Below are 25,543 nucleotides of genomic sequence, written 5' to 3'. Positions count from 1 at the left end.
GGTGGGGAACGGGTGGGCGGGCCGGTCCGGGGGCGTGCGGGGAGGGAAGGGGGCGGGGTGGCCGGACCGGCCCGGAGACGGCTGGAGTCAGCCCATGGTGTTGGCGACGCCCTTCCTGGCGTCGTCCCACGCCTTGTCGGGGGCCGTGCCCTTGCGCTCGACCCCGCTCAGCGCGTTCGTGATCTGCTGGGCGACGTTCTGGTCGTGGATGCCCAGGACCTGCACCGGGGCGGCCTGGGCGGCCGCACCGAAGATCTTGCCGATCGGGGCGCCGGAGAAGTAGGGGTCCGTCGCGTCGGCGATCTTCGCGATGGCACCGGTGGACGACGGGAAGTTGCCCTGCTTCGTGAAGACCTTGGCCTGCTGCTCGGGCGCGGTGAGCCACTTGACCAGCTCGTAGGCCTCCTTCTTGTGCTTCGCCGCCTTCGGGACGGCGAGGTAGGAGCCGCCCCAGTTGCCGGCACCGCCGGGCAGCGCGGCCACGTCCCACTTGCCCTTGCCGGCCTCGCCCGCCTGACCCTTGATGTAGCCGAGCATCCACGCGGGGCAGGGCAGGGTGGCGAAGGATCCCGCCGCGAAGGCCTGGTTCCACTGCGGCGACCACTGGTCGAGCTTGGCGCTCAGCCCGGCGTCGCTGGCCGCGACAGAGGTGTCCCAGGCGGTCTTCAGTGCCGGGTTGGTCTCCCAGACCAGCTCGCCCTCGGCGTTGTAGTAGCGCTCCTTCTCCTGCCCGATCATGACGGAGTAGAGGCTGCCGACGCTGTCCAGCCAGGCGCTCTTCGTGCCGGCCTTCGCCTTGTACTGCTTGCCCAGCTCCAGGTAGCCGGCCCAGGTGGACCAGCGCTTGGCGAGTTCCGTGCGGTCGGTGGGCAGTCCGGCCTGCTTGAGCAGGTCGGTGCGGTAGCACATGGCCTCCGGGCCGACATCGGTGCCGAGGCCGATGACCTCGCCGCCCCTACCGGTGGCGGCTGCCCACTTGGCCGGGGCGAAGGAGGCCTCGAGCGACTGCGCTCCGTACTTCCGCAGGTCCTCGAACCGGTCGGTCTGCTGCTGGGCGACGGACGCGATCCGGCCGGCCTCGATGCCCTGGACGTCGGCGAGGCCGCCGCCGCCGGCGAGACGGGTCTGGAGCGACTTCCAGTAGTCGGCCTCGTCCTCGGTGTCGGTCTGCTTGATCGTGACGTTCGGGTGGAGCGTCTCGTACTCGGTGTAGAGGCCGGCCTCCTTGTAGCCGAAGGAGCCGAAGAGGTCGACGGTGATCGTGACCTTCCCGCCCGCCTTCTCGGTCGAGGAGCCGTCGGAGCCGGATCCGCAAGCGGCGAGCAGGGAACCGGCCAGCACTACTCCGCCGAGACGGACGATCGTTCTCGTGGCGGCTCTGGCAGTGGTCATGGGGGCCTCCTGGGCTTCGGTTGAGCACGAGGCACTTGAGAGCGCTCTCAGACGTGCATGGGGAGACTGCACGGGCGCATCGCACGTCGTCAAGACCTGAAGCGATAAAGGCTCGGGCCGCCCAACAGGCAAGGCGTGTCGGGGTTTTCGTCACCACGCCCCGAGAGGAGGCAGGCTCACGACGGCACACGGCCCGCCGCCCCCGCGTCAGCGCACCGCCAGGGGCGAGGGCAGCGCTCAGCCCTCAGCGGGCAGCGCTCGCCGGGCAGCACTCAGCGGCACCAGGCACCACACACCAGACACCAGCCAGCAGCCAGCAACCAGCAACCAGCAACCAGCAACCAAGGGTCCGCCGGCCAACGGCCGCCGCTTCGGACCCGACCTCAGGAGGACTGACGCTCCACCAGCAGGGTCGGTGTGATCACGGAGTCGGCCCCCGCCAGCTCCGGGTGGTCGATGCGGCGCACCAGCAGCCTGACCATGAGCCGGCCCATGCCCTCGATGTCCTGCCGTACGGTGGTGAGGGCGGGCACCGCGCCGCCGGCGACGTCCCCGATGTCGTCGAACCCGACCACGGCGACGTCCTCGGGGACGCGCAGGCCCCGGTCCAGGAGGGTGCGCAGCGCGCCTCGCGCCATCAGGTCGTTCGCGGCGAAGACCGCATCGAGTCCGGGGCACCGGTCGAGCAGTTCCGCCATGGCCCGAGCGCCGCTCTCCTCGGTGAAGTCGCCCGGGTGCACGAGCTTCGGGTCGGCGTCGACGAGGACGTCGCGGTACCCGGCGGCACGGTCGACCGCAGAGGTCTGGTCTGCCGGGCCCGCGATATGGGCGATCATGCTGCGACCTGCGGAAACGAGGTGCGAAACGGCGGCTCGCGCCCCGCCCCTGTTGTCACAGTCCACGTAGGGGGCGCCGGGAGGGGCACTCGCGGGCGGGCGGCCGCCGAGCACGTACGGCACCCTGCTGCGGGCTGTCAGGTGCGCCAACTGGTCGTCACCGTGCAAGGAGAAGGCGAGGGCCCCGTCCACATGGCCGCCCGACAGGTACCGGGCGATCCGCTCGTGGTCGGACTCGCCCTCCACCCACAGCAGTACGAGTTGCAGGTCGTGCGCCGACAGCTCCCTGCTGATCCCCCGCACCTGCCGCTCGAAGAACGGGTCGGAGAACACACGGAACTCCGGCTCCGCGATGATCACGGCCACGGCGCCGGTCCGTCGGGTCACCAGGGAACGCGCCACCTGGTTGGGAACGTAACCGAGTTCGTCGACCGCCGTGCGCACCTTGTCGATCAGCGCTTGGCGCACTCCGGAGCCGCCGTTGACCACACGGGACACCGTCGCCCGTGAGACACCCGCGCGTGCCGCCACCTCCTCGAGGGTGGGGCGGGGCGTCATCGTGGGCTCGGGCAAGGGGCTCTCCTGTCTACGCGCGGACTTCCGGCAGGTCGCCGTGGAAAAGCATAGTCCCGCACACCGTCGAGTGAGAGCGCTCCCAGCCGTGCCAGGGTCACGCTGCGACCAGCACCTCCCCACCCTTCACTCTCTGAAAACACGCAGCACCGACCACGGATCCCGACTCAAAGCATTGACCGCCTCCAAGCCCCGTCCTACGTTGTGCGGCGACGTGAGAGCGCTCTCAGAAGGGCTGTGCATGAGATCCCGCAGAAACCTGTCGTTGCTGACGGCGGCGCTGACGGCGGCGGCTCTCGCCGCCACCGCGCTGGGCGCCGTCGGCGGCGGTGTCGCTTCGGCCGCCACCGTCGTGGTGGGCCGGGGCAGCTACAGCGATGTCCGTCCCGCCGGCCGCCAGGGGCCGTCGGACAACGGCGGCCGGGCGGTCAGGCCCAAGGTCACCCCCGCCATGGCGGACACCCCCGTCCCGACGAACGACTGGTGGTCGTCGCTGGCCTTCCAGCGCTTCCCCGCCAACCCGTGGTCGGAGAACATGTACGGCCACCCCCTCACCTACAAGGCCGTCTCCGCCGGTCTGGAGGTCGGCTACCCCACCGCCCACCAGGTCGTGGGCGACGGCCGGCAGTACGAGTTCCCCCACAAGGCCGACCTGACCCTGGGACTGGCGGGTCTCAACTCCCCCGACGCGAAGGCGGACGGGTGGGGCGACTGGACCGTCAGCCCGTACTGGAACGACGGTGCGCGCAGCCTCCGCACGACGATCGGCCACGGCCTGCCGTACGTGTACGCGGAGGGCACCGGAGGCGCGGCGCAGATCACCACCGCGGCACCGCCGACCGTCTTCGCCGACCAGGGCAACGTCCTCGGCGTCACCGTCTCCGGGCACGACTACGCGCTGTTCGCCCCGAGCAGCAGCGACTGGACCGTGTCCGGCAACGAGATCCGCGCGGACCTCGGCGCGAGGCACTACTTCTCCCTGGCGGTCCTCCCGAGCAGGGCGGCGCTGGCCGCCTTCAAGAAGTACGCCTTCAGCTTCGTGACCGGGTCGAAGGTGGACTGGGAGTACCGGCAGGGGCGCGGCGAGGTCACGGCGACCTACTCGCTGACCACCCAGGCGAAGGAAGGGACCGAGACCGGCACCTTCCAGGCCCTCTACCGCCACCAGTGGCTGCACAGCAGCGACCCGCTCACCGCCTACCGCTACGTCTCCCCACGCGGCGAGATGAAGGTCCGCGAGGGCACGTCCTTCTCGACCACCCAGAAGGTGAACGGCGTGCTGCCCGGCCTGCCGAGCGCGGCGGGCGTCGACCGGGCGAAGCTGAGGGCCTACGTCAACGAGGTGTTGACCGAGGGCGACCCCTTCAGCGGTGCGACCGACACCTACTGGACCGGAAAGGCCCTGGGCAGGCTCGCCCAGCTCGTCCCCCTCGCCGACCAGGTCGGAGACGGCGCCGCCCGCGACAGGCTGCTGAGCCTGCTCAAGGGCCGGCTGGAGGAGTGGTTCACGGTCGGCGGCGCCTCCGAGTTCTCCTACGACAAGGACTGGCGCACCCTCATCGGGTACCCGGCCTCCTACGGGAGCGACCAGGAACTCAACGACCACCACTTCCACTACTCGTACTACGTGACGGCCGCGGCCGTCGTGGCGCAGTACGACCCCCGGTGGGCAGCCGACTCCGAGTGGGGCGGCATGGTCAAGGAGCTCATCAAGGACGCCGCCAACCCGGCGAGGAACGACGGCAAGTACCCCTTCCTGCGCGGATTCGACGTCTACGCCGGCCACAGCTGGGCCGCGGGCCACGCGGCGTTCGCGGCCGGCAACAACCAGGAGTCGTCCTCGGAGTCGATCAACCTCAGCGCCGGCCTGGTCATGTGGGGCTCGGCCACGGGTGACACGGCGCTGCGCGACCAGGGCGTCTACATGTTGACGACCGAGTCGGAGTCGATCGCGCAGTACTGGTTCGACGCCGACCAGCAGGTGTACCCGCAGGACTTCACCCACGACGTCGTCGGCATGGTCTGGAGCAGCGGCGGCGCCTACGCGACCTGGTGGACCGCCAACCCCGAGGAGATCCACGGCATCAACTTCCTCCCGGTGACCGGCGGCTCGCTCCACCTGGCCCGCGAGAAGGCCGCGCTGAACCGCAGCGTGGCCGAGATGGAGCGGGAGAACGGCGGACCCGCCGTGGAGTGGAAGGACGTCTTCTGGCAGGTCCAGGCCCTCTACGACCCGCCCAAGGCCATGGGTTACTGGAACCAGTGGAACGGCGGCTACGTCCCCGAGGCCGGCGAGACCAAGGCCCACACCTACCACTGGGTCGCCACGCTGAACGCCGTCGGGTCACCGGACATGACCGTCACGGCCGACTCCCCCACCGCCGTGGTCTTCGCCAGGAACGGCACCAGGACCTACGCCGCACACAACTACACGGCCACCGCCTGCTCGGTGCTCTTCTCCGACGGCGGCGTACTGAACGTGCCCGCGAGGTCCACCGCGTCCGGCACGGGCGGTGACACCGGGCTCGGGACCCGGTGCGGCGCCCCCGGCGACGACGGGCCCGGCGCACCCGGCACCCCCGTCGCCACCCGCGTCACGGACACCTCCGTCACCCTGACCTGGACGCCCGCGACCGACGACAGGGGCATCAAGAACTACGACGTCTACCGCGGCACCACCAGGATCGCCACGGTCACCGGCACCACGCACACCGACACCGGCCTGACCCCCGGCACCCGCTACACCTACAGCGTCAGGGCCCGCGACACGACCGACCACGTCGGCCCGGCCGGCGGCACCGCCACCGTCACCACGTCCGGCCCCCCGCCGGTCACGGGCGACACCTACTACCTGCGCACCGGCGGCCAACTGGCCACCACGGCCGCCGCGGTGGCCACCCCGGACACCATCCCGTCCGCGGGCGGCACCAACCACGACGGAACCCCGTACAACCCGCTCGTGTACGAGGTGAAGCACGTGAACGCCACCCTGAAGACGGGCTCCGGCACCACCTTCACCTTCAAGGTCGACGCCGGCCCGAACGTCGGCCACGCCCAGCAGGCCAGGGTCTCCTACGACCTGACCGGCGACGGCGCCTTCGACCGCGTCGAGACGTTCCGCTACTTCGCCACCGACCCCCTCCCCGGCTGGGAGGACTACTCCTCCGCCCGCCAGGGCACGCACTCCACGTCAGGCACCCCGGGCAACCTGACCGACGGCACCATCCGCGTCGAGGTCTGGAGCGCCCTGGGCAACGGCCCGTCCACCCTCCAGGTGGACACGGGCTCCACCCTGACCATCCCCTACACCTGACGACCGCCCCGGCCGCTCCGGCCCGCCCCTCCGGCGGCCGGGGCGCGGAGCCCGCACCCGCGGCCCCTCGCCCGGGAGCCCCGCCCCACCGGGGCGCACCCGTCCGTTTCGGAGACCGCCTGACCTCTCGTCACCTATGATGTGACGAGACGCTTACGCAGCGTAGGGGGACGGGGGACGGGTCCGTCGCCACGACTCCGGTCGCCACCGGTCGGCACGTAGAGGGAAGACCATGCGCATTCTCCTGAGCATCGAGGGCGGCCTGGCCGACGAACTGGGCACCCTGGAACGGGCGGTGAAGGACGACCTGAGGCGCCAGGGCGTGCGCACGGCCCGCACCGCCGGCGAGGTCGAGAAGGGCGCGCTGGGCGCCGTCGAGGTGCTGCAGTTCCTCGGGGAGAACGTCGCGCTGCCGGTGGTGCTCGCGGCCCTCCAGCAGTACGTGACCGACCGCCTGCGCGGTCCGCGGCGCGGTGGACTCCGGTTCGAGGTGGTCCGTACGGACCTCCCGGACGGCACCCGCCGCACCGAACTCACCGTGGAGGGGGCGCCGAAGGATGTCGCCACCGCCCTGAAGGAACTGCAGTGAGCGCGGAGGAGGGGAATCCGGACGACCAGAAGGTCGCTCCCGCCCTGTCCACCGCCCTGCTCCTGGGGGGCGTCAACTACCCCTGGAGCACCTTCGCACCGGTGCCCGCCGCCGCCACCAACGTCGAGCGCCTGAAGGAGCTGTTCGAGAACCCGGACGTCTGGGGTCTGGGTTTCATGCACCTGTTCGACGCGAAGGACAGGACCCGCGCCCAGATCCTGGACGCCATCGGCGCCAGTTACCGGACGAGCAAACCGGGCGGGCTCTACGTCCTGTACTTCGCCGGCCACGGCCACTACGACCGTCGCACCGAGACCCTCTACCTGGCGCCGCACGACACCGGCGACGTGCTGACCCCGGAGAACTCCATGGTGTCGGTCGCCGACATCTTCCGCACGGTCGCCGCGGAGGAGTCGCTGGCCGAGCGCAAACTCCTCGTCCTGGACTGCTGCTTCTCCGGGGGCGCGATCGAATCGGTGCCTGCCGAGGCGTCGGACGCGGACACCGAGCGGGGCTGGTTCGTGATGTCCGCCGCCGCCAAGTACCAGACGGCACTCGGCGACTCCGGCAAGGAGACCACCTTCTTCACCGGCGCGCTGCTCACCGCCCTCGAAGGGGTCGCGGAGAACCGGCCGAGCCTGTCCGCCCAGTGGGTCTTCGACGCGGTCGGCGGCATTCTGAAGAACTCCCCCGACGCCGACGGCACCACGCTCCAGCAGCCCCAGCAGTCCGCCGCCACCTGGGCGGACCGCCCCTGGCTGCGCAACCGGAAGCACGTGGCGCCGCCGCCCGTCCCGCACACCTACCTCCCCCCGGCCGGCCGGCCGGGCTCCGCGCAGGACCCGGCGGCGGTTCCGCGCCCGGACGGCTTCCGCGCGTGGCCTTCCCACGACCCGGACTTCGCGGGACGGGAGCTCGAACTCGACGACGCGCGCCGGAGGTTCGGACAGCGCGTGGTGCTCCCCATCCACGGTCCGCAGTACGCGGGCAAGTCGGCCTTCGTCCGCCAGTTACTCTCCTCACCCGGGATCAGGGAAGCCGCACCGCCCGGACAGCCCTGGCTGCTGTTCGAGATGATCATCCCCAATCCCAGCGCCGAGTCCCCGGTGCTCGCCGTCCTCGCCGACGGCCTCCAGGTCGGCCTGCAGGACGTCGACCACACCGCGACCGGCGGCGCCGGCGACCCGCGCCGCCGTCTGGTCATCGACCGGCTGCGGGAGTACGCCCGCGGCCACACCCTGGTGCTGGTCATCGACTGCGCCCGCCTCGGCTACGACTCCGGGCACATCAGCGACGAACTCGACGAGCTCCTCGCCCACCCCTATTTCCGCGACACGGCGAACATCGTCATCTCGCGGGTGCCCGTCGAGGTCGAGGGCGGGCAGCAACTGACCCAGAAGGCCCCGATTCCGCTGGCCGAGCTGACGGACGACGAGGCAGCCGAGTTCCTGACCAGGCTCCTGGCTTCGCAGCGGGTCACCGTCGACGGCGGGAGCGTTCTCCGCCACATCGAGGACGGCCGGCTCCGGCTGCCGGGAGAGCTCTACCGCGGCGCCACCGGCTACCGCACGACCAAGGAGTCCGTCACCGGCTCCGCGTCCGGCACCTCGACCCCCGACCCCGACCCCGAGACCGTGGCCACCGCGCTGGTGGAGGGCACCGCCCCGACCCTGGCCCTCACCCTCTCGGAACTGGGCTGCTCCTTCGCCCCTCCCGAAGAGCAGCCGGCCACCCCGGAACCGCTCGCCCTGCTCGCGGTGTGGAGCCTCGCCGACCGGCTGTCGCTGCCCCGCCAGGTGCTGGAGGACCCGGCGGTCGCGTTCCCGGGCACGGTCCTGAAGATGCTCCTGGACTCCCGGGTCCTGTCCGCCGACGGCGCGGGCCGCCTCACCATCGGCCAGGCGAGCGAACACGCCCTGCGGACCCTGCTCCTGACCGCGCTCACCGACCCCGCCTACGATCCGTTCACCCGGCCCGTGCTCGCCCGGAAACACGTCAAGCTCCTGATCCCGCCGGGGCTGACCGAGAGCGGTGACCTCGACCGCCGTCTCGCCGCTGCGGCGAGCGTCCTCTTCCCCACCGCGGCCACCGCGCTGGACAAGGACGACGACCAGGCCGACAAGGTCTTCCACGGCCAACTGCGCACCGCCCTGGGCTGGATCGAGGACGACGCCGAGAAGCGGCTGCCGGCGCTGCACGAAGTGGTCTGCGACCTGGTCGTCGCCCCCAGGGGCGACGCGCTGTACCTGCCCGGCTCGAAGGAGACCCCGCTCCCCGCGCAGCAGCGGGCCACCGAGGACACTCCCGCCGGTCCCGCCAGGCCCGCCGAGCCACGGCCCACGCCCGAGGCCGAGCCGGTCCCGGCCGCGGCGGAAGTCCCCGCCACCACCCTCCCGCCGCACCCGGTCTTCCGGCTCTACCACTCGGTGGCCACCCTCACCTTCGCCGCCCGCCTGGAGGGCGCGGTCGCCGAGCGGGGCGAGAAGTTCATGGCGGCCGCCCAGGACGTCGCCCCCGCCCTGGCCGCCTGCCGCCCGGGACAGGTCCCGCACGCCCTGCTGCGTTCCGTCGACGCGTCGCTCGACTACACCGGCAAGCGGCTGGGCCTGACCGGCCGGCTCCTCCCCCTGCGGATGCAGGCCACCGACCTCGTGTACGAGGGCGCCCTGGAGCGGGGCCCCGGGCAGGCCGGGCGGGTCACCCTGGCCGTCTCCTGGCTGCTCAACACCGCCGAGGCACTGATCGACGCCAACCGGCTCGACGAGGCGGGGGACCTGGCCGACCAGGCGCACCGGCTGGTGACCGAGCGGCTCCGGGAGGACGACAACCCGCGCAACATCCAGGCGCGCCTGCAGATGAACAGCCGTGTCTCCCGCGCCCGCAGCCGCCTGCTGGCCGACCCGGCGGAGTGCCGCCGGGAGCTCCTCCTGGCGGTGGGGAACGCGGTCACCGGGCTGCGGATCACCCACGAGCAGCACGAGCCGCTCTCCCTGTGGTCGATGCGCCTGCTCGACTCCGCCGTGCTCCTGCTGCACCAGAGCACCGACGACGAGGAGCTCGACGAGACCCGCCGCCTGGTGACGGACGCCCTGGACGCCTGCTGGGGCGACCGGCGGACCTGGCCGCCCACCCTCTGCGTGGCCGTGGCGGGCTTCCTGCGCAAGGTCTACGCCTGGTACCCGAAGCCGGAGAAGACACGACGCGGTGCCCAGGAGGCGGTGGTCCTCCTCGAGCGGCTCCCCCTGCTCGAAGGGTGCGACCTCGGCGACCGCAGCGACCGCGAACGGCCCGCCCCGCGCGACCCCGACGCTCCGCCGCCCTCCCTCCACGACCAGGACACCGCGGCCGTCCTGAGCGCACTGGCCCAGTGCTACGGATTCCAGGCGCGCGCGCTGCGCGACGACCAGAAGCACGGCGCCGCGCGCACCCGGCTGAGCAGGGCGGCGGACCGTGCCCTGGCCGCCGTCGAACTGGCGCCCAGCCCGTTCGCCTACTCGGTGTGGCTGCGGCAGGTCATGGACATCTGGCGGACCACGGCGCGGACCAGCGAGGCCGGCGAGGCGGTGGAGCGGCGCCGCAAGGCATGCGTCCGCGCGGTCCGTACCTGGCTGTCGCAGGAGAACAATCCCTCCCGCCCCCACGGCATCCTGGACCTGGCCTGCCTGGAGTCCGACTGGATCTCGCAGGGCAGCCTGCGCGGCGCCGCCCAGGCTCCCGGCAAGGACTTCCTGATGGCGCCGGCCGAGACCCAGCAGCGGGAGATCGAGCGCCTGTACGGCGAGCGCAGCCACAAGCTGCGCGACCACCGCCACCGCTACGGTCCGTCGATCGAGCTGTGCGCGATGGAGACCCGTCTCGAGCGCGAGTACCGCCGCTGGAAGGGCATCCTGGAGTACAACGTCGCCCTCCAGCAGCGCAAGGACGGCAGGGGCCCCGGGCCGCGCACGAAGGTGCCCGTCGTCGACAACAACCCCGTCCTCGCCCTCTTCGAGGACGCGCACCGCCTCTGGCCCGGCGACGCGCGGCTGACCTCCGCAGAGGCCGCCTTCCACCGGTACGTGTGGAGCTACGGGAAGGCGATCGAGCTCTACGGGCAACTGGCCCGCACCGCCCCCAACGGCGAGGTCCGCCGGATGGCCCGGCTGTCCGCGGCCGAGGCGGTCCTGGCGGAGGTCGCGTACGCCCCGAACCTCCGCTCCGCGCAGTCGCAGGAACGGCTCGCGGCGGCCCAGCAGCACCTCAGTTCCGTCATGGGCCGCGACGGCCGCTTCAGCCTGGCCGCGGTCCTCGCGGCCCGGGTCGCACTCCGGCTCAACCAGCCGGTGCGGTGGGAGCCCATCGACGAGGCGTTCGAGTCGGTGGTCGGCGGGGACTACGCAGGCACCGTCGGCCGCTTCCTGGACCGCCGCCACTACGGGGAGGAACGCAGCCCCTCCCGGCTGAGCGACCTGGCGCGCATCACCGTCAAGGGCGGCGACTCCGGGGGCAACCCCCTCTCCAGCCTCTTCACCGACTACCTCGGCGACCAGGAGGAGGCGCCCACCGCCCCGGAGTCCGCCGAGGCGGCCACCGACGCGGACTCCCCGGCCCCCGCTGCTCCGGCCGACCAGGACATGGGGCAGTACACGTCGGAGTTCGTGGGCGAACTGCTGCTCACCGACTTCACCAGCGTCCAGTTGCTCGACGGCCTGGGCAAGCTCTACCTCGACCGGGCGCGTGACGTGGTGGAGCAGTGGGAACTGGCCGAGGGCAGGCCGCTCGACCCCACCTCCGAAACCGCCCGCACGGCCGCCGAGCACGCCCGCCGCGCCTACGACTGCTTCGACGCCTGCCGCCTGCTGCAGGAGGCCCACGGCAACGAGTCCATCGTGATCAAGTTCGAGCGGGGCCGCGCGGTCACCCTGGCCGCCCACTACGTGCACGACGCCAATCCGTTCCCCCGCACCCTGATGCGCGGGCGGCGGGACCAGATCTTCCTGGCGGCCGCACTCCTGCTGACCGCCCGCAAGCACAGTGTGGGCGGCTTCAACCGGGTCTGCTCCCGGGCGGTCAGCGACAACTACGCCGTCCAGACCCGCCTCGGCCTGCGCAAGCCCCCCGCACCGAGGCCCAGGCCCGGGCCCTGACCACCCTGCACGGACGGCCCCGACACTCAGGCGTCGTCGCGCACCGGCTCCAGGATCGCCACGCACTCCACGTGGTGCGTCATCGGGAAGAGGTCGAAGGCGCGCAGGGTGCGGGGCTTGTAGCCGGCGTCGCGGAAGTAGGCGAGGTCGCGGGCCAGGGCGGCCGGGTCGCAGGCGACGTAGGCGATGCGGCGGGCGCCGAGGGAGGCGAGGTGGCGGACGGTGGCCTTGCCGGCGCCGGCGCGCGGCGGGTCGAGGACGATGAGGTCGCACTCGGAGATCCGGGTGCGGGGCAGGACCTGCTCGACCTTGCCCTGCTCGATGCGGACCCGCGGGAAGTCGGCGAGGTTGTGGCGGGCGTCCTCGACGGCGCGCTTGCCGGACTCGATGCCGAGGACGGCGCCGGTCTCGCCGAGGCGCTCGGCGAGGGCGCCCGCGAAGATGCCGACGCCGCAGTACAGGTCGAGGGCCATCTCGCCCTTGCGCGGCATCAGGCCCTGCATCACGGCGCGCACGAGGGTGTCGGCGGCCTGCGGGTGGACCTGCCAGAAGCCGCCCATGCCGACGCGGTAGGTGCGGCCGTCGGAGCGCTCGCGGACGAAGGGGCGGCCGTGGACGCGGTGGACGCCGCCGTCCTTCTCCTCGACGCGCAGGACGGAGACGGGCTTGTCGAGCTCGACGAGGGGGAGGCGGCCGCCGGGGCGGGGGGTCAGGACGACCTGGCGGTCCTGGGAGCCGCTGGCCGCGATGGCCTCGACGGTGGCCATGTCCGGCCAGCTGCGCTTCTCGATGCCGAGCTCGGTGACGCCGGCCGCCGCGATCAGGCAGCGGTCGATCACCTCGACCTCGTGCGAGCGGTGCTTGCGCAGGCCCGCGCGGCCGTCGGCGTCCACCGCGTACTGGACGCGGGTGCGCCACTGCGGGACCTCGCCCGCCGGGAGCTTGTCGCCCTCGGCCGGCATCACGGTGCCGTCCCAGCCGGCCTCCTCGGGCGTGAGCCCGGCCAGCCGCTGGAGCTGCTCGGTGATGACCTCGCCCTTCAGGCGGCGCTGGGCGCCCGGCTTGGCGTGCTGCCAGTCGCAGCCGCCGCACTTGCCGGGGCCGGCGAAGGGGCAGGGGGCCTCGACCCGGTCCTTGGAGGCGGTGACGACCTCGGTGGCGTCCGCGCGCAGGAAGCGGGAGTCTTCCGCGCCCTCGGTCACGGTGGCGACCACGCGCTCGCCCGGCAGGGCGTGGCGGACGAACAGGACCCGGCCGTCGGCGGTGCGGGCGATGCAGTGGCCGCCGTGGGCGACCGGTCCGACCTCGACCTCGTACTGCGTCCCGATCAGGGAGGCGCTCTTCTCGTCCCCGGCCTGCGGCTGGTTCTGGTTCTGCATGGTGGGGACGGCTCCAAGTGCTGGTGGCGAAAAACGCGCGGGACGCGACCCGTCAGTGTACGTCGGGTCGCGTCCCGGGCAGGAACCGAGTGCGCAGCGGTGCGGTACGGGGCGGCGCTACTGCTTCCCCGCGGACTCCTTCTTGCGCGTGTCCACCGGTCCGCGCCGCACCGCGCCCGGCGCGTTCCACTCCGCGCGCTTGCGGGCCCGCTTGCGGGCCGCCTCGGAGGAGGCCAGCTGGTACGGGACGGACGTGACCATCACGCCGGGCGTGAAGAGGAGCCGGCCCTTGAGCCGCAGCGCGCTCTGGTTGTGCAGCAGGTGCTCGTACCAGTGCCCGACGACGTACTCGGGGATGTACACGCTGACCGCGTCGCGCGGGTTCTCCGACCGCAGTCCCTTGATGTACTCGATGACCGGTCGGGTGACCTCGCGGTACGGCGAGTCGAGGATCTTCAGCGGTACGTCGATGCCGCGCCGCTCCCACTCGGCCTTGAGGGCCTTGGTCTCGGCCGGGTCGACGCTGACGCTGAGCGCCTCGAGCTGGTTGGCGTGCAGCAGCTTGGCGTACGCCAGCGCCCGCAGGGTGGGCTTGTGCAGCTTGGAGACCAGGACGACGGAGCGGACGCGCGAGGGGCGCACGTACTCGTCGGGGCGCTCCTCCGCGGCGGCGATCTCCTCGGCGACGTTGTCGTAGTGGCGCCGGATGGCGGTCATCGTCGCGTAGAAGATCAGCATGCCGAGCAGGGCCACCCAGGCGCCGTGCGTGAACTTGGTCGCGAGGACGACGACCAGGACGAGCCCGGTGAAGGTGGCGCCGAAGGCGTTGATGGCCCGGGAGCGGAACATGTGGCGTCGCTTGGCGGTGTCGCGCTCGCTGCGCAGGTGCCGGTTCCAGTGCCGGACCATGCCGATCTGGCTGAGCGTGAAGGACACGAAGACGCCGACGATGTAGAGCTGGATCAGCCGCGTCGAGTCGGCGTCGTAGATCCACACCAGCAGGGCGGCGGCGCCGGCCAGCAGCACGATGCCGTTGGAGAAGGCGAGCCGGTCGCCGCGGGTGTGCAGCTGGCGCGGCAGGTAGCGGTCCTGGGCGAGGATCGAGCCGAGCAGCGGGAAGCCGTTGTACGCCGTGTTCGCCGCGAGGAACAGCACGAGGGCGGTGGCGGCGGCGAGCAGGATGAACAGGAAGCTGCCGTTGCCGAAGACGGCCTCGGCGACCTGCGAGATGACCGGGTTCTGCACGTACGCGGGGCCGACCGGGACGCCGTTGTGGAGCAGGTCCTCGGCGGGCTTCTCTGCCATGCGCACGTCGGTGGCCATGGCGAGGGCGATGATGCCGCAGAACATGGTCACGGCGAGGCCGCCCATGAGGGCGAGCGTCGTGGCGGCGTTCTTCGACTTGGGCTTGCGGAACGCGGGGACGCCGTTGCTGATGGCCTCGACACCTGTCAGGGCGGCACAGCCGGAGGAGAAGGCGCGCAGCAGCAGGAAGACGAGCGCGAATCCGGCGAGGCCCTCGTGTTCGGCCTTGATCGTGAAGTCGGCGGTGGGGGCCTTCATCGTGTCGCCGAGGACGAGGCCGCGCCACGCACCCCAGGCGATCATGATGAAGACGCCGGCGACGAACACGTACGTCGGAATCGCGAAGAAGTTTCCGGACTCCTTCACGCCGCGCAGGTTCATCAGCGTCAGCAGCAAAATCATGATCATGGCGCTGAGCACCTTGTGCTCGATCACGAAATCCACCGCCGAGCCGAGGTTCTCGACTCCGGAGGAGATCGAGACGGCGACGGTGAGCACGTAGTCGACGAGCAGGGCGCTGGCGACCGTCAGTCCGGCCTTCGGCCCCAGGTTGGTGTTGGCGACCTCGTAGTCGCCGCCGCCGCTGGGGTACGCGTGGACGTTCTGCCGGTACGAGGCCACGACGGTGAACATCAGCACGACGACCGCGAGGGCGATCCAGGGGCTGTAGCTGTACGCCGACACACCCGCGATCGAAAGTACGAGAAGTACTTCGCCAGGGGCATATGCCACGGACGAGAGGGGGTCGGACGCGAAGACGGGGAGCGCGATGCGCTTCGGCAGGAGCGTTTCGCCGAGGCGGTCGCTGCGCAGCGCCCGGCCGATCAGGATCCGTTTGGGCACGTCGGTCAGTTTGGACACGACAGAGGATGTTAAGGGTTCGAAAAGAGCCCTGGCCAACCAGTGTGCGAACGCCACCCCAAACCCCGCCCCAAATACCCATCGGAGCGGCACAAAGAGTCACACTGGTGACCGCGCGTGTGTAGCTTGGGCCATGGTCTGAGACCCTGTGAAGCCAGAGGATCACCGAGGGACCGACGGACCACCCGGGTCCGGCACCGGTCCCCCAGCGGTCCGAAACCTACAGACAGCCGGAAGGACGGCCGTGCACATCGTCATTATGGGCTGCGGCAGAGTGGGCTCCGCCCTCGCGCAGACCCTGGAGCAGCAGGGGCACACGGTCGCGGTCATCGACCAGGACCCCACCGCGTTCCGCCGGCTGGGATCGGGCTTCGGCGGCCGTCGCGTCACCGGCGTGGGCTTCGACCAGGACACCCTGCGCGAGGCCGGCATCGAGGAAGCGGGCGCCTTCGCGGCGGTCAGCAGCGGTGACAATTCCAACATCATCGCGGCCCGCGTGGCCCGCGAGATGTTCGGCGTCGAGAACGTCGCGGCCCGCATCTACGACCCCCGGCGCGCCGAGGTCTACCAGCGGCTGGGCATCCCGACCGTGGCGACGGTCCGCTGGACCGCCGACCAGATGCTGCGCCGCCTGCTGCCCTCGGGCGCCGAGCCGCTGTGGCGCGACCCGAGCGGCGGCGTCCAGCTCGCCGAGGTGCACACCTCCCCGGCCTGGATCGGCCACAAGATCAGCACGCTGCAGGAGGAGACGGGCGTCCGGGTCGCCTTCCTCACGCGTCTGGGCGAGGCGACGCTGCCGACCTCGCAGACGGTGCTCCAGGAGGGTGACCTCGTCCACGTGATGATGCGCACGGACGAGATCGAGAAGGTCGAAGCCGCGTTCGCGCAGGGTCCCGAGGAGGCACACGCATGAGGGTCGCGATCGCCGGGGCCGGCGCCGTCGGCCGCTCCATCGCGGGCGAGCTGCTGGAGAACGGGCACGAGGTGCTGCTGGTCGACAAGGCGCCCACCGCCATCTCGGTGGAGCGGGTGCCGCAGGCCGAGTGGCTGCTGGCCGACGCCTGCGAGATCACGTCGCTGGACGAGGCGGCGCTGCAGCGCTGCAACGTGGTCATCGCGGCCACGGGTGACGACAAGGTCAACCTGGTCGTCTCGCTGCTGGCCAAGACCGAGTACGGGGTGCCGCGCGTGGTGGCCCGCGTGAACAACCCCAAGAACGAGTGGCTCTTCAACGAGGCCTGGGGCGTCGACGTCGCCGTCTCCACCCCGCGCCTGATGTCGGCCCTCGTCGAGGAGGCCGTGAGCGTCGGCGACCTGGTCCGCCTGCTGCGCTTCAGCCACGGCGACGCCAACCTGGTCGAGCTGACCCTGCCGCCGGAGTCCCCGATGGCCGGTACCCTCATCAGCGAGGTCAACTGGCCGCAGGACACGTCCCTGGTGACGATCATCCGCGGCAACCGGGTGCTCACCCCGCACCCCGAGGAGACCCTGGAGGCGGGCGACGAGCTGCTGTTCGTGGCCGCCCAGGCCCGCGAGACCCAGCTCGAGGAGCTGCTGAACGCGGAGCGCCCCGAGGGCGCCCAGGGCTGAGCCGGGCCCCCGGCCCCGGTACGTACGCCAAGGCCCCCGGAACCGGGTCGGTTCCGGGGGCCTTGGCGTACGTACGGTCCTCAGGGGCCGGCACCGGCACGGTCACCGGGATCCCCGGACCGCGCCCCGCGCCGCCGGGATCAGGCCCTGCGGTGCCGCGCGGCCGCCTGCCCGGCGGCCTTGCGCTCCTCCTCGGCCCGCTCCTCCGCCTCCATCTCGGCGAAGACGTCGATCGGCGGCGGCGCCTTGGCCAGGAACACCCACGTGAAGTAGACCGCCAGCACCATCGGCGGGAGCTTCAGGGCGATCAGCACCCACCCCAGCTGCGCGGTGTCCCCCCACCAGTACAGCGGGAAGATGACCGCGTACTTGGCGAGGAAGATCAGGCCCCAGGCCAGGCTGGCCTTGGTGTACGCGGCCTTGCGCCCGGGGTTCCGGGTCCGCCAGGACAGGTTCTCGCGGAAGATCGGCCCGAGCACGACGCCGAGCAGCGGGAAGCCCACCAGGGCGGAGACCGTGAACGCCACGCCCAGACCGGCGCCGTAGATCATGCCCGGCAGGTAGAAGTCCTTGGCGTTGCCCGTGAACATCGCGAAGGCCACGCCGACACCGACGCCGAAGACGCCGCTGAAGGCGTGCTTGACGGTGTCCTTGCGGGCCAGCCGCACGATGACCAGCGCGACCGCCACTGCCGAGGCCGCGATCGCGGACATCTTCAGGTCCTTGGTGAACGTGAAGATCCCGACGAAGAGCAGGCCGGGGAGCATGGTCTCCAGCGTGCCGCGGACGCCGCCGAAGGCGTCGAAGAGCGCGGCCTGGGTCACGGCCCGGGAGTCGTGTTCCTCCCCGGCTGCCTGGCCCGCCGCGGGCCCCTGGAGGCCCGCCTCGGGGCCCTTCTTGTCGAGTGACGTCACCGGCTAGTGCTCCTGTCCGAGCGGTCGGAGTTCGTACTTCGGGTTGAACAGCACCCGGCGGCCGTGGCTCATGGCGATCCGCCCGGAGGCGATCAGCTTGCGGCCCGGCTCGATGCCCACGATGGAGCGCCGGCCCAGCCAGACCACGTCCAGCGCGGCCGAGCCGTCGAACAGCTCCGCCTCCAGGGCCGGTACACCGGCCCGCGGTCGCAGGGTGACCGTGCGCAAGGTACCAGTCACCTTGACGATCTGGCGGTCGTGGCAGTCACCGATTCGGGTGCACCCCGCGGCCTCCGCGTCCTCCTGGAGCTCCGCGGAGTGCAGCTCCTCCTGCGAGGTGGACAGCCGTTCGATCATCCGGCGGAACCGCCCCGCGGGTTTGGCGGGCTTCTCGGAACGAGGTACAGCACTCATATAGGAAGACTACCGGCGCGGCGCCCGGCACCCGAAGCGCTGTCCCTTCACCCGTTCGGCGCCCGGCAGCCGAGGCGCTGTCCCGTCATCCGTTCGGAGCCCGGCACCCGAGGCGCTGTGTACCGGTCCGGCGGGGCCCGGGACGGCTCACCGCTCGAAGCGGTACCCCATGCCCGGCTCGGTGATGAAGTGCCGCGGGTGCGAGGGGTCCGCCTCCAGCTTCCGGCGGAGCTGGGCCATGTAGACCCTCAGGTAGTTCGTCTCGGTGCCGTAGGAGGGCCCCCAGACCTCCTGGAGGAGCTGTTTCTGGCTGACCAGCCGGCCGCTGTTGCGGACCAGCACCTCCAGCAGGTGCCACTCGGTGGGGGTCAGCCGTACGTCCCGGCCGTCCCGGACTGCCTTCTTGGCGGCCAGGTCGACCGTGAAGCCCGCGGTCTCCACGAGCACCTCGTCCTCCCCCGCCCCGGCCACCGGCTCGGCGCGGCGCACGGCGGCCCGCAGCCGGGCCAGCAGCTCGTCCATGCCGAAGGGCTTGGTGACGTAGTCGTCCGCCCCCGCGTCGAGCGCCTCGACCTTCTCGTCGGAGCTGTGCCGGGCGGACAGGACCAGGATCGGCACCCGGGTCCAGCCCCGCAGGCCCCTGATCACCTCGACCCCGTCCATGTCCGGCAGGCCGAGGTCGAGGACGACCACGTCGGGGTGGCGGGCGGCGGCCAGTTCCAGGGCGGCGGCCCCGTCGGCGGCCGCGTCGACCTCGTACCTGCGCGCCTTGAGGTTGATCACGAGCGCGCGGACGATCTGCGGCTCGTCGTCCACCACGAGCACCCGCGTCATCGGGGACCTGCTTCCTGTCGGATCTCGGCGGACCGGGCCGCGGTCGCGGCTCCGGAGGCGTTCCGGGCGGCGTCCGCCGGCCCGGAACCGGGCACGGCCGTCGTCGCGGCCTCGGACGTGACGTACGGTGCGGGCGCCCGCCTGCCGCCCGCGGCGGGCAGCGACAGCACCATGGTCAGCCCCCCGCCCGGGGTGTCCTCGGCCGTCAGCGTGCCGCCGACGGCCTCGGTGAACCCGCGGGCGACGGCCAGCCCGAGGCCGACCCCGGCCCCGCGCGGGGCGTCCCCGTACCGCTGGAAGGGCTCGAAGATCCGCTCGCGGGCCTCCTCGGGCACGCCGGGCCCGCGGTCGGCCACGCGGACCTCCACCCGGTCGCCGAGCACGCTGGCCGCGACGTGCACAAGCTCCCCGGCGGGGCTGTACTTGACGGCGTTCTCGACGACGTTGGCCACCGCCCGCTCCAGCAGCCCCGGGTCCACCGCCACCATGGGCAGCGTCTCGGGGACGTCCAGCTCGACGCTGCCCTCGGGTACGCCGCCCAGGGCCATCGGGACCACCTCGTCGAGGTCGGTCTCGCGGATCAGCGGGGTGACCGTGCCGGTGTTGAGGCGGGACATGTCGAGGAGGTTGCCGATCAGGTGGCCGAGGCGGTCGGCGCCGTCCTCGATGCCCTCGAGGAGCTCGGAACGGTCCTCCTCGGACCACTCGACGTCGTCGGAGCGCAGCGAGGACACCGACGCCTTGATGCCGGCGAGCGGGGTGCGCAGGTCGTGGCTGACGGCCGCGAGCAGCGCGGTGCGGATGCGGCCCACCTCCTCCAGCTCGCGGGCCTTGGCGGCCTCGTCCAGCAGCCTGCTGCGGTCCAGGACGACCGCGGCCTGGGCGGCGAAGGCACCGAGCACCCGCCGGTCCTCGGCGGGCAGCACGCGGCCGGTCAGGGCGAGGGCCAGGTGGTCGCCGACGGGCATGTCGGCGTCGGCGTCCTCGGGCCGGGCCGCGGGGGCGGGCCCGACGCTGCCGGCCGGGGTCCAGGGGTCGGTCTCGCCGGCCCGCTCCAGCAGGGCCACGGACTCCATGCCGAAGGTCTCCCGGACCCGCTCCAGCAGGGCGTCCAGGGTGGTCTCGCCCCGCAGCACGCTGCCGGCGAGGAACGAGAGGATCTCGGACTCGGCGCGCAGCCGGGCCGCCTGGTGGGTGCGCCGGGCGGCCAGGTCGACCACGGAGGCCACCGAGACGGCCACCGCGAAGAAGACCGCGATGGCGACGATGTTCTTCGGGTCGGCGATGGTCAGCCGGTGCACCGGCGGGGTGAAGAACCAGTTGAGCAGCAGGGAGCAGACGGCCGCCGAGGCCAGCGCCGGTGCCAGGCCGCCGAGCAGGGCCGCGGCCACGGTCAGGGCCAGGAAGAGCAGCATGTCGTTGGCGAGGCCGAGCTCGGTCTCGATCCGGGTGAGCAGCAGCGCGAGCAGCACGGGCAGGGCCACGCCCACGCACCAGCCGGCGGCGATCCGGGCACGGCCCAGCCGCGCGGTGCGGGCGGCCGGCAGACCGCGGCCCTTGGCCATGGCGTCGTGGGTGACGAGGTGCACGTCGAGGTCCGGACCCGACTCGCGGGCGACGGTGGCGCTCACGCCGGGGCCGAAGACGTACTGCCAGGGCCTGCGGCGGCTGACGCCGAGGACTATCTGCGTGGCGTTGACGCCGCGGGCGAACTCCAGCAGCGCGTCGGGGACGTCGTCGCCCACGACGTGGTGAAACGTTCCTCCGAGGTCCTCGACCAGGGTGCGCTGGACGGCCAGCTCCTTGGGCGAGGCGGCCGTGAGCCCGTCGCCGCGGGCCACGTACACGGCGAGCACCTCGCCGCCGGCCCCCTTCTCGGCCAGCCGGGCGGCGCGGCGGATGAGCGTGCGGCCCTCCGGCCCGCCGGTCAGCCCCACGACGATCCGCTCGCGGGCCTGCCAGGTGGAGCGGATGTCGTGCTCGCCCCGGTACTGCTGGAGGTACTCGTCCACCCGGTCGGCCACCCACAGCAGGGCCAGCTCGCGCAGCGCGGTCAGGTTGCCGGGGCGGAAGTAGTTGGACAGCGCCGCGTCGACCTTGTCGGGCCGGTAGACGTTGCCGTGCGCCATGCGGCGGCGCAGCGCCTGCGGCGACATGTCGACCAGTTCGATCTGGTCCGCCCGACGCACCACCTCGTCCGGCACGGTCTCGCGCTGCCGCACCCCGGTGATGGCCTCGACGACGTCGCCGAGCGACTCCAGGTGCTGGATGTTGACCGTGGTCACCACGTCGATGCCGGCCCGCAGGAGCTCCTCGACGTCCTGCCAGCGCTTGGTGTTGCGCGAGCCGGGCGCGTTGGTGTGCGCGAGCTCGTCCACCAGCGCGACCGCGGGCCGCCGGGCGAGTACGGCGTCCACGTCCATCTCGGCGAACGCCGCGCCGCGGTGCTCCAGCTCGTGCCGCCGGACCTGCTCCAGGCCGTGCAGGAGGACCTCGGTGCGCTGCCGGCCGTGGTGCTCGACGTACCCGACGACGACGTCGGTACCGCGCTCCTGGCGCCGGTGGCCCTCGGACAGCATCGCGAAGGTCTTGCCCACGCCGGGGGCCGCGCCCAGGTAGATCCGTAGCTTGCCGCGTGCCATGTCCCTATTGTCTTCCACGTCCGTGTGCACACCGTGACCGGGCCACCGCTCACCGGGTCCGCCGCCGGGATCCCGAACCCTCCGAGCAAACCCCGGATCCGCACGCCCGCCCCCGCTTTTGACGCCTCCCATACGCCCGGGACCTGCGCTTTGACACATCCTTGACGCGGAGACGAGCCCGCGAGGTCCGGCAGGCCGAAGACGGGGAGTCGGCGTCCCGTGGTGGGGGGAGGCGCTTGATCGGGGGTGGCAGGCGGGTCCGCACGAAACCCGATGGGCCGTACTCCGAACGAAGGAGTACGGCCCACCGGAGGAAGACGATCGCGGTCAGCGGATCTCGGTGACCTCCGGGCCCCGCTCCAGCTGCCCCATGCCACCCGAGAACCGGGAGTTGTCCTGGTCCTCGGTCTGCACGCCGTCCGGCACCATCTGCGCGTCGTTCGGCAGCTTCAGGACGATCGGGTCGCGGGGAGCCATCGGGCCCTCGCCGCGCACGACGACCGTGTCACGGAAGATCTGCTCCAGCAGGCCGGCGGCCTCGGGCTGCACCGCGCCCTGCCCGGAGATCACACCGCGCAGGAACCAGCGCGGCCCGTCGACACCGACGAAGCGCACGAGCTGGGCGCCGCTCGCGCCGTTGGGCAGCTGTACGGGGACCTGCGCGCGCAGCTCCCAGCCCAGCGGGCCCTCGACCTCGTCCACGATGCCGCCCTGCTGCGTGATGCCGGTGGCGATCTCCTCGCGGACCTCGCCCCAGATGCCCTCCTTCTTGGGGGCGGCGAAGCCCTGCAGCTGGATCGCGCTGTCCCGCAGCACGACCGTCGCGGCGACGATCGCGTCGCCGGCGACCTCCACGCGGAGCTCCATGCCCTCGACACCGGGCACGAAGATGCCGCCCAGGTCGACCCGGCCCTCGGCGGGCGAGCCGACCTCACTGATGTCCCAGGGGCCGTCCGGCCGCGGGGCCGGCGGCAGGTTCACCCGGCGCTGCCCGCCCGCGGCGAGCCCGTCGAGCTCATCGGCGTCCTGGTCGACGCCGTCGACGACCTGCTCGGCCTCGCCCGCCACACTCTCGGCGGCGCTGCTCTTCTTGCGACGTCCGAACACGTCACTGTCCTTCCCGGTCGGATACGACCGAAGCGTAGCCATTCCCACCCTGCTGCCCAGCGCCGGATCCGGCCACGGCGGCATGACCGCCGGTCGACCCGAATCCCCCCTCGGCACGTGCCGAGCCGGGAAGTTCCGCCACCTCGTGGAAGCGCACCTTCTCGACCCGCTGGACGACCAGTTGGGCAATGCGGTCGAAACGCTCGAACCGCACGGGTTCACGCGGGTCGAGGTTCACCACAATCACCTTGATCTCCCCACGGTACCCGGCATCCACCGTCCCCGGGGCATTCACGAGGGCGAGCCCGCAGCGGGCCGCCAGGCCGGAGCGGGGGTGCACGAACGCGGCGTACCCGTCCGGCAGGGCGATCGCGACGCCGGTGGGCAGCACGGCGCGCTCGCCGGGGGCCAGCTCGGCGGCCTCGGTGGTGACGAGGTCGCAGCCGGCGTCGCCGGGGTGGCCGTACGCGGGGAGGGGCACCTCGGGGTCGACGCGCCTGATCAGGACGTCGACCGGGGCGTGGTTCTGGGACATCAGGGGTTCACCTCGAAGGCGCGGGCGCGCCTGACCTGGTCCGGGTCGGACATGGCCGCCCGGATCTCCTCGGGCCGACCGTTCTCGATGAAGTGGTCGACCTTGACCTCGATGAAGAGCGCGTCGGCGCGGACGGCCACCGGGCCCTCCGGGCCGCCTATCCGGCCGACGGCCGTGGAGTAGATCTTCCGCCCCGCGACCGCCGTGACCTCGGCCTCGAGGTGGAGGACGGTGTCCACCGGCACCGGCCGGACGAAGTCGGTCTCCAGTCGCCCGGTCACGGCGATGACGCGCAGCAGCCAGTTCAGGGAGCCCAGCGTCTCGTCGAGGGCCGTGGCCAGCACGCCGCCGTGCGCGAGGCCGGGGGCGCCCTGGTGGGCGGGCCTCACGGTGAACTCGGCGGTCACCCGTACGCCCTGGCCGGCCCGGGCCTCCAGGTGCAGCCCGTGGGGCTGGCCCTCGCCACAGCCGAAACAGTGGTCGTAATGGGCACCGAGGAGCTCGCCGGGGGCGGGCGCGTCAGGGTGCCGCACCGGCGCGACGGCGTCGGCCGGGGGCGTCAGGGCTGTGTTTCGTCCACTCACAGGCGCAGACCTTACCCGCGCGGCTACCCGCCGGTCGCCCCGTGCCAAGCTAGGAACCATGCAGCTCTCCGCCTCCTCGCACGACGAACGCCTGACGGCCCCCCGCTCCTGGTGGGTGATCGCGGTCATGGTCGGCCTCGCCTGCGCCCTGATGCTGCTCCCGCTGGGCACGGCGGCGCTGCTGGGCGGCCTGGTGGGCGGCACGGCCCTGGCGGGGGCGCTGGTGAGCTCGTACGGTTCCGCGCGCGTACGCGTGGTGGGCGGCGCCCTGGCCGCCGGCGAGGCCCGCATCCCGGCGACGGCGCTGGGCGAGCCGGAGGTGCTGGACGCGGAGGAGGCCCGCGCCTGGCGCACGTACAAGGCAGACCCGCGCGCCTTCATGCTGCTGCGCGGCTACGTCCCCACGGCGCTCCGCGTCGAGGTCACCGACCCGGCCGACCCGACCCCGTACGTCTACGTCTCCACGCGCGAACCGCACGCCCTGGCAGCAGCCCTGAAGGCGGCCGGCGCAGGCGGTTCCGGCCCCGCCGAGGTCTGAGGCCCGGGGGTCCGGGGGCAGCGCCCCCGTGACGGCAGCGGCTCAGGTGTTCAGGCGTCCGAGCCCGGGCCCAGCGCGTGCGGGTTGTGACCCCACGGCAGCGCGTCCGCAGGCCGCTCGAGCGGCGGCAGCCCGGTCAGGGCCTCCCACGGCACCGCCCGCCGCCGCAGGTCTCCGCGGACCTTCTCCGCGAGCTTCCTGGTGTCGCGCCGGTTCATCACGGCGCCGACCGCCGCACCGATCATGAACGGGATCAGGTTCGGCAGGTTCCGGACCAGCCGCTTGGTGATCTGCTGGCGCAGCTCGCGCTTGAGCTGTCCGCCCATCGCCGCGTTCACCGTGACCGGCTTGGTGACGTCGATGCCGCGCTCCTGGGACCACGAGGCGACGTAGGACATGCTGCGGGCCATGGGGCCGCCCGGCGGACGCAGGCCGTAGACCTCGTGCAGTTCGGCGACCAGCTTCAGCTCGATCGCGGCGACCCCGGTGATCTCGGCCGCGAGCTCGATCGGCATGGCGGGGGGCGTGGGCAGCATGGCCGCCGCGCCGACCCCGGCGCCCACCGTGGACGTGGCCCGGGTGGCTCCGGCGATCAGTTTGTCGGCCAGCTGGTCGGGGCCGAGCCCCGGGAACTGCGCGCGCAGCGTCGCGAGGTCGCGCACGGGCACGCGCGGGGCGATCTCGATGATGCGGTCCGCCAGGTAGTCCAGGGCGGCGCGAACCGCCGCTCCGCCCTTGCGGACACCTTTGCGGACGTACGTCAGGGAGCCTGCCGACTTCGCCGTGCCCGCGGACGTCGCGGCCTTGACGGACGCGCGAAGGCGACGGGCCCCGGTCGCGGGCCGGGGCTCCGCGTCGGCCGTACCGCCGGCCGGGAGCGATGCGGAGGGCACGACGGAAGACCGGCGGTCCGTCTCCGGACCCGGGTCTGCCTCGTACGCCTCCGCCGGACCCTGCTGCCTGCGGAAGCTGAAGCGCTTCCGCGACGGCGTCGAGCCTGCCACGGCGAGG

18 protein-coding genes are annotated in these 25,543 nt (G+C 72.4%); 6 read left to right on the top strand and 12 right to left on the bottom strand.

Translation table 11 applies throughout. The annotated features are described in order from the left end of the window. Positions 1-87 precede the first annotated feature (87 nt). Positions 88-1,392 (bottom strand): ABC transporter substrate-binding protein, encoded by a 1,305-nt coding sequence (locus IF43_RS0127345; RefSeq protein ID WP_030206197.1) that lies wholly within the window; start codon positions 1,390-1,392, stop codon positions 88-90. 383 nt (positions 1,393-1,775) lie between these two features. Further along, positions 1,776-2,786 (bottom strand): LacI family DNA-binding transcriptional regulator, encoded by a 1,011-nt coding sequence (locus tag IF43_RS0127340; RefSeq protein WP_107048604.1) that lies wholly within the window; start codon positions 2,784-2,786, stop codon positions 1,776-1,778. A gap of 256 nt (positions 2,787-3,042) precedes the next feature. Between IF43_RS0127340 and IF43_RS0127335 the strand changes: the two genes are divergently transcribed. The 3 genes from IF43_RS0127335 to IF43_RS0127325 all read left to right on the top strand — a co-directional run bounded on the left by IF43_RS0127335 (position 3,043) and on the right by IF43_RS0127325 (position 11,829). After that, a complete protein-coding gene (locus IF43_RS0127335; RefSeq protein WP_030206191.1) occupies positions 3,043-6,114 on the top strand; it encodes a glycosyl hydrolase in 3,072 nt (1,023 codons plus the stop codon). 232 nt (positions 6,115-6,346) lie between these two features. Further along, a complete protein-coding gene (locus tag IF43_RS0127330) occupies positions 6,347-6,703 on the top strand; it encodes a hypothetical protein (RefSeq protein ID WP_030206189.1) in 357 nt (118 codons plus the stop codon). Beyond that, the gene (locus tag IF43_RS0127325) at positions 6,700-11,829 is read left to right on the top strand and encodes a caspase family protein (RefSeq protein ID WP_030206187.1); all 5,130 of its coding nucleotides are present in this window, start codon (positions 6,700-6,702) and stop codon (positions 11,827-11,829) included. The genes IF43_RS0127330 and IF43_RS0127325 overlap by 4 nt, the downstream gene beginning before the upstream one ends. 26 nt (positions 11,830-11,855) lie before the next feature. Here the strand turns inward: IF43_RS0127325 and IF43_RS0127320 are convergent, their stop codons facing one another. Next, positions 11,856-13,208, bottom strand: coding sequence for a class I SAM-dependent RNA methyltransferase (locus IF43_RS0127320; protein WP_030206184.1), 1,353 nt, complete (start codon positions 13,206-13,208; stop codon positions 11,856-11,858). A gap of 117 nt (positions 13,209-13,325) precedes the next feature. Continuing rightward, positions 13,326-15,374, bottom strand: coding sequence for an APC family permease (locus IF43_RS0127315; RefSeq protein ID WP_030206182.1), 2,049 nt, complete (start codon positions 15,372-15,374; stop codon positions 13,326-13,328). A gap of 244 nt (positions 15,375-15,618) precedes the next feature. On the opposite strand from IF43_RS0127315, the gene IF43_RS0127310 reads away from it, so the two are divergent. Both IF43_RS0127310 and IF43_RS0127305 read left to right on the top strand, forming a co-directional pair. Beyond that, on the top strand, positions 15,619-16,287 hold the full coding sequence (locus IF43_RS0127310) for a TrkA family potassium uptake protein (RefSeq protein WP_030206179.1): 669 nt from the start codon (positions 15,619-15,621) through the stop codon (positions 16,285-16,287). Further along, entirely contained in the window at positions 16,284-16,964 is a 681-nt protein-coding gene (locus IF43_RS0127305; RefSeq protein ID WP_030206177.1) for a TrkA family potassium uptake protein, read from the top strand. Before IF43_RS0127310 ends, IF43_RS0127305 begins: the two co-directional genes overlap by 4 nt. A 140-nt stretch (positions 16,965-17,104) precedes the next feature. Here IF43_RS0127305 and IF43_RS0127300 read toward each other — a convergent pair whose 3' ends face one another. From IF43_RS0127300 to IF43_RS0127270, 7 genes are all read right to left on the bottom strand, one after another. Then, complete coding sequence (locus tag IF43_RS0127300) at positions 17,105-17,788, bottom strand: DUF3159 domain-containing protein (RefSeq protein ID WP_324605133.1); 684 nt, start codon at positions 17,786-17,788, stop codon at positions 17,105-17,107. A gap of 93 nt (positions 17,789-17,881) precedes the next feature. Further along, on the bottom strand, positions 17,882-18,292 hold the full coding sequence (locus IF43_RS0127295; protein WP_078910493.1) for an OB-fold nucleic acid binding domain-containing protein: 411 nt from the start codon (positions 18,290-18,292) through the stop codon (positions 17,882-17,884). 147 nt (positions 18,293-18,439) lie between these two features. Continuing rightward, positions 18,440-19,126: a response regulator gene (locus IF43_RS0127290; RefSeq protein WP_030206152.1), complete on the bottom strand. Its 687-nt coding sequence runs from the start codon at positions 19,124-19,126 to the stop codon at positions 18,440-18,442. Beyond that, positions 19,123-21,768, bottom strand: coding sequence for an ATP-binding protein (locus tag IF43_RS0127285; RefSeq protein WP_078910492.1), 2,646 nt, complete (start codon positions 21,766-21,768; stop codon positions 19,123-19,125). The genes IF43_RS0127290 and IF43_RS0127285 overlap by 4 nt, the downstream gene beginning before the upstream one ends. 327 nt (positions 21,769-22,095) lie before the next feature. Then, positions 22,096-22,875, bottom strand: coding sequence for a DUF3710 domain-containing protein (locus IF43_RS0127280; RefSeq protein WP_030206145.1), 780 nt, complete (start codon positions 22,873-22,875; stop codon positions 22,096-22,098). Between the two features lies 1 nt (position 22,876). Continuing rightward, on the bottom strand, positions 22,877-23,410 hold the full coding sequence (dut, locus tag IF43_RS0127275) for a dUTP diphosphatase (RefSeq protein ID WP_030206143.1): 534 nt from the start codon (positions 23,408-23,410) through the stop codon (positions 22,877-22,879). Next, positions 23,410-23,994, bottom strand: a complete 585-nt coding sequence (locus IF43_RS0127270) for a PaaI family thioesterase (protein ID WP_030206142.1) — start codon at positions 23,992-23,994, stop codon at positions 23,410-23,412. Before IF43_RS0127270 ends, dut begins: the two co-directional genes overlap by 1 nt. A 58-nt stretch (positions 23,995-24,052) precedes the next feature. Between IF43_RS0127270 and IF43_RS0127265 the strand changes: the two genes are divergently transcribed. Continuing rightward, positions 24,053-24,532 (top strand): DUF3093 domain-containing protein, encoded by a 480-nt coding sequence (locus IF43_RS0127265; protein ID WP_030206129.1) that lies wholly within the window; start codon positions 24,053-24,055, stop codon positions 24,530-24,532. 50 nt (positions 24,533-24,582) lie between these two features. Here IF43_RS0127265 and IF43_RS0127260 read toward each other — a convergent pair whose 3' ends face one another. Then, positions 24,583-25,536, bottom strand: coding sequence for a hypothetical protein (locus tag IF43_RS0127260; protein WP_030206126.1), 954 nt, complete (start codon positions 25,534-25,536; stop codon positions 24,583-24,585). Positions 25,537-25,543 lie beyond the last annotated feature (7 nt).

Origin of the sequence: Streptomyces sp. NRRL S-87 (assembly GCF_000719335.1) — a bacterium.
In the GTDB taxonomy this organism is placed as follows: Bacteria; Actinomycetota; Actinomycetes; order Streptomycetales; family Streptomycetaceae; genus Streptomyces.
Note: the sequence above shows the minus strand (reverse complement) of the source record. Positions and strands in the feature narration are given on the sequence as shown.

Coding starts and splice junctions, on each gene's coding strand:
- IF43_RS0127345 (WP_030206197.1), bottom strand. CDS start 1,392: ATGACCACTGCCAGAGCCGCCACGAGAACGATCGTCCGTCTCGGCGGA.
- IF43_RS0127340 (WP_107048604.1), bottom strand. CDS start 2,786: ATGACGCCCCGCCCCACCCTCGAGGAGGTGGCGGCACGCGCGGGTGTC.
- IF43_RS0127335 (WP_030206191.1), top strand. CDS start 3,043: ATGAGATCCCGCAGAAACCTGTCGTTGCTGACGGCGGCGCTGACGGCG.
- IF43_RS0127330 (WP_030206189.1), top strand. CDS start 6,347: ATGCGCATTCTCCTGAGCATCGAGGGCGGCCTGGCCGACGAACTGGGC.
- IF43_RS0127320 (WP_030206184.1), bottom strand. CDS start 13,208: ATGCAGAACCAGAACCAGCCGCAGGCCGGGGACGAGAAGAGCGCCTCC.
- IF43_RS0127305 (WP_030206177.1), top strand. CDS start 16,284: ATGAGGGTCGCGATCGCCGGGGCCGGCGCCGTCGGCCGCTCCATCGCG.
- IF43_RS0127295 (WP_078910493.1), bottom strand. CDS start 18,292: ATGAGTGCTGTACCTCGTTCCGAGAAGCCCGCCAAACCCGCGGGGCGG.
- IF43_RS0127290 (WP_030206152.1), bottom strand. CDS start 19,126: ATGACGCGGGTGCTCGTGGTGGACGACGAGCCGCAGATCGTCCGCGCG.
- IF43_RS0127285 (WP_078910492.1), bottom strand. CDS start 21,768: ATGGCACGCGGCAAGCTACGGATCTACCTGGGCGCGGCCCCCGGCGTG.
- dut (WP_030206143.1), bottom strand. CDS start 23,410: ATGTCCCAGAACCACGCCCCGGTCGACGTCCTGATCAGGCGCGTCGAC.
- IF43_RS0127265 (WP_030206129.1), top strand. CDS start 24,053: ATGCAGCTCTCCGCCTCCTCGCACGACGAACGCCTGACGGCCCCCCGC.